The sequence below is a fragment of the Glycocaulis sp. genome (assembly GCF_052168375.1).
In the GTDB taxonomy this organism is placed as follows: domain Bacteria; phylum Pseudomonadota; class Alphaproteobacteria; order Caulobacterales; family Maricaulaceae; genus Glycocaulis.
In genome coordinates this window covers 1-3,278 of record NZ_JBQLZR010000234.1, presented here as the reverse complement: position 1 = coordinate 3,278, position 3,278 = coordinate 1, and the positions used below count along the sequence as shown (strand labels likewise).

The following is a 3,278-nucleotide window of genomic DNA, read 5'->3' as shown; positions in this document are numbered from 1 at the left end:
TGATAGCTGTAGTCTACTACCAGGGCGTTCGACAGCGGCATCGGCCGGCGCCGCAGAACGCCCGGCATCAGGTGACCGAAAGCGAGATACAAAAATGCCGCGGCGGCGATGCCGACCAGCACCCAGCCTTCGACCCGGCGGGCGGCCTCCAGGACGATCAGCGTTCCGATGGCATAGCAGACCAAATCCGCGCTGTTGGGAATGCCCTCGCGGAACGCGGCTATCGCATGGTAGTTCACTATGTAATAGGCCCCGGTGCCGATCGCTGCCGCGGCCAGTATAAAACTCAGCCCCGCATCGACGGAGGTGACGGTCCCAGCCCGGGCGAGCGGGCCCGGCTTCGACAGGAACACGGCAATCAGGCCAAGGGTCAGAGCGGTAGTATATTGCGCTTCAGCCGGCAGCTTTCCGAAGACGGTGGTTACGACGACAAAGAGCGCGATAGCCGCGCAGCAAACCTGCGCAGCAACCGAAAAAAACGCCCGCAAGGCCGGCGGAGCCAATGCGGGCGATGCGATTTCGTTCGACATCGGAAACGGTAGGCCGCTCGAAGAGGATATGCGGAGCCTATTTCTAGATCAAACCGGCTTCACGATAGTAGCGTGCGGCACCGGGATGAAGATCGGCAGACAACGCGGTTGCGGCGTTTTTCATCTGAATAAGCGATAGAGCAGGGCTCATGCCGTTCACCTGCGCGATGTTGTCCCAGAAGGTTTTCACCAGCGCGTAAGCGGTCTCCTCGGGCATGTCGTCACGGACCACCATCATGAAAGGAAAGGTCCAGAAATGGGCGGGCCCTGCGACTTCCACCCTGCCCTCATAGGCCTGCTCGAGGGTTTCCGCGGGGACTTCCTGGAAAACATAGTATTCGCCGTTCGAAATCGTCTTGCGGAAGTCATCGAGCTTGGATGGGTCCGGCGAGACAAACCGTAGCTTCATTTGACGCGACGCATTATCGATCGCCGCGTGCGGGATGCCGCCCCACACGAGAGTGCCGTCCATGGTGCCATTCGCCATTTGCTCGAGCGCCGGCTGATACTTCAGATACTGGCCGTCCGCGTCCCCAGCCTCGAGATCGACTCCGTGCGTCTTGAACAGCGCGGCTGTAACCCGGCCCGCGTTTCCACCGGGGCGCCCGATCGCAAGTGTCTTGCCCTTGAATTCCGGGATGGTCATGATGCCGCTATCGGCTCTCACTACATATTGCGCGGCGCTGGTTGTGATCGCGAACAGAGCTCTCATGTTCCGGTATCTCGCGATCAGGTCGTCCGGGTCTTGCTGGAATTGACCGTCCTTTTCTGTCGCGTCTTTGTAGTGCGGGGCGCCGATAGCCACGATGTCTGCCTGCCCCTGCGCGACCTGCCGCAGCCCCTTGACGGAGCCGTTGTCGACGACCGTCATCTTTAGGTCGGAGCCGGCTTCGGCGAGCAGGTTCGACCAGGCCACGGCCATCTGATAATCCTGCGTCGTCGGTCCGACGGCACTGAAAATCACTTCCTGCGCCATCGTTCCCGACCCGAAGCCGAAGCTTAGCGGCAACGCAACAACCGCTGCTATAAGGTACTTGCGCATGGTTTTCTCCCTGTCGCGGGCGCCATTCCACTCGACGCCTCTGTCGCCGCCGTCACGGATGCGGCGTCTCTATGAGTGTTCCATCTAATAGAACGATGTTCTATAATACTTCACAGCACGAATTGAAGTAAAGTGGAAACTCATGCGCAAAAATGGGGATGAACCCGTGAAGGACACCGGTGTGGCCGCCGTAGAGCGGGCCCTTTCGATCCTGGATTGCTTCGAATCCGGACAAGATAGATTGTCTTTGAAGGCCCTCGCCAAGAAGACGGGGCTCTATAAGAGCACGATCCTGCGGCTCTGCGTGTCGCTGGAAAAGTACGGCTACCTGCGGCGGCGCGAGGATGGCGATTTTCAACTCGGGCCGACGCTGTGGCGCTTGGGGGCGATGTACCGCAATCGCTTCGATGTCGCCGTCCACGTGCGCCCGGTGCTGAAGCGGCTGTCCGAGGCGACGGGCGAAAGCGCATCCTATTACGTGCGCGATGGCGACGCGCGGATATGCCTGATACGGCACAACAGCACCCAGGCGATCCGGCACCATCTGGACGAGGGTACGCGATTGCCGTTGAACCAAGGCGCCCCGGGCCATCTGATCCTAGCCTATACCGACGGAACCGATCCGGATACGGCACAGATCAAGGCCGACGGTCACGCCGTGTCGTTGGGTGAACGCGACCCCGATACGGCTGCGATCGCGGTGCCTGTCCTGGACCGCGGCGGCGCGTTCCAGGGCGCCTTGGTGATATCCGGGCTGCGCGGACGCTTCGATGAGGCGGCCCGGAAGAAAGCGATAGCCCTCGCCAGAAAAGAGGCCGGTAAGCTCTCTCAGGAGATTCCAGGCTGACCACCCTTCGGCACGGCGACGATGCCGTCATCCAAGAGCGCCGCGATCTCCGTTTCCTTCAGGCCCATCTCGCGGGCGAGATCCAGGGTGTGCTCGCCGCATTTTGGAATGTCGCGGCGCACGCACGGCCTCCAGCCGCCGACGGCGATTGGCAGTGCCGGAACCCGAGCCGGATTCCCATCGGGCAGCGTGATGTCTAGCAGGCCGCCCGACTGTGCCAGATGCGGATCGTCGTAAAGATCTTCCGGCCGGCGGATCGGCGCGTACGGCAAACCCAATGCCTCGCAGCGCTCCATCAAGGCTTCGTGCGGCATCTCGCCGAACAGCGCACGGATGCGCGGCAGGAACCGATCCCGGGCATGGCAACGCTGGGGATTTGTCGCAAGCGCGGGATCGGCAAGCAGATCGTCGAAGCCGAATGCGTCGCAGAACCGCTTCCACTGCGTATCGGACACGACACTCACGAAGACCTGCTCTCCGTCCTTGCAGTCGAAGACGTCGTAGACCGCCCAGGCGGACAGCCGTGCCGGCATGGGATCGGCGGGATGCCCGGTAACCGCATATTGCGCCATATGCTGTCCGCACAGAAATACGCAGTTCTCGTAGAGGGCGGACAACACCTCCGTCCCCTCACCTTTTGAATCGCGCTGGCGCAGTGCGGCCAGAACACCGATGGCCCCGAACATACCGCCCATGACATCGTTGACTGACGCGCCAGCGCGCAATGGCCGCCCCGGCGGTCCGGTCATGTAGGCGAGCCCGCCCATCATCTGCACGACCTCGTCCAATGCCGTGCGATGCTCGTAGGGGCCAGCCAGGAATCCCTTAGCTGAACAGTAAACTAACCGCGGATTGGTCT

The 3,278-nt window shown here is 61.7% G+C and carries 3 protein-coding genes and 1 pseudogene; 1 reads left to right on the top strand and 3 read right to left on the bottom strand.

The window, feature by feature from the left end; genetic code table 11:
• A pseudogene (locus ACTS2Z_RS09570) lies at window positions 1-530 on the bottom strand (hypothetical protein); the annotation flags it as partial.
• Between the two features lie 43 nt (window positions 531-573).
• Window positions 574-1,572 carry a TAXI family TRAP transporter solute-binding subunit gene (locus tag ACTS2Z_RS09565; RefSeq protein WP_442572987.1) on the bottom strand — a complete coding sequence of 333 codons (999 nt, stop codon included), beginning with the start codon at window positions 1,570-1,572 and terminating at the stop codon, window positions 574-576.
• A 166-nt stretch (window positions 1,573-1,738) separates the two neighbouring features.
• Between ACTS2Z_RS09565 and ACTS2Z_RS09560 the strand changes: the two genes are divergently transcribed.
• Window positions 1,739-2,419, top strand: coding sequence for an IclR family transcriptional regulator (locus ACTS2Z_RS09560; RefSeq protein ID WP_442572986.1), 681 nt, complete (start codon window positions 1,739-1,741; stop codon window positions 2,417-2,419).
• Here the strand turns inward: ACTS2Z_RS09560 and ACTS2Z_RS09555 are convergent.
• The coding region (locus ACTS2Z_RS09555) for a CaiB/BaiF CoA transferase family protein (protein ID WP_442572985.1) at window positions 2,401-3,278 on the bottom strand (878 nt) is incomplete at its 5' end. The two genes, ACTS2Z_RS09560 and ACTS2Z_RS09555, sit on opposite strands and share 19 nt — an antisense overlap.

What these genes read in the sequence shown, in the direction of transcription:
- ACTS2Z_RS09565 (WP_442572987.1), bottom strand. Translation starts at nt 1,572, where the DNA reads ATGCGCAAGTACCTTATAGCAGCGGTTGTTGCGTTGCCGCTAAGCTTC.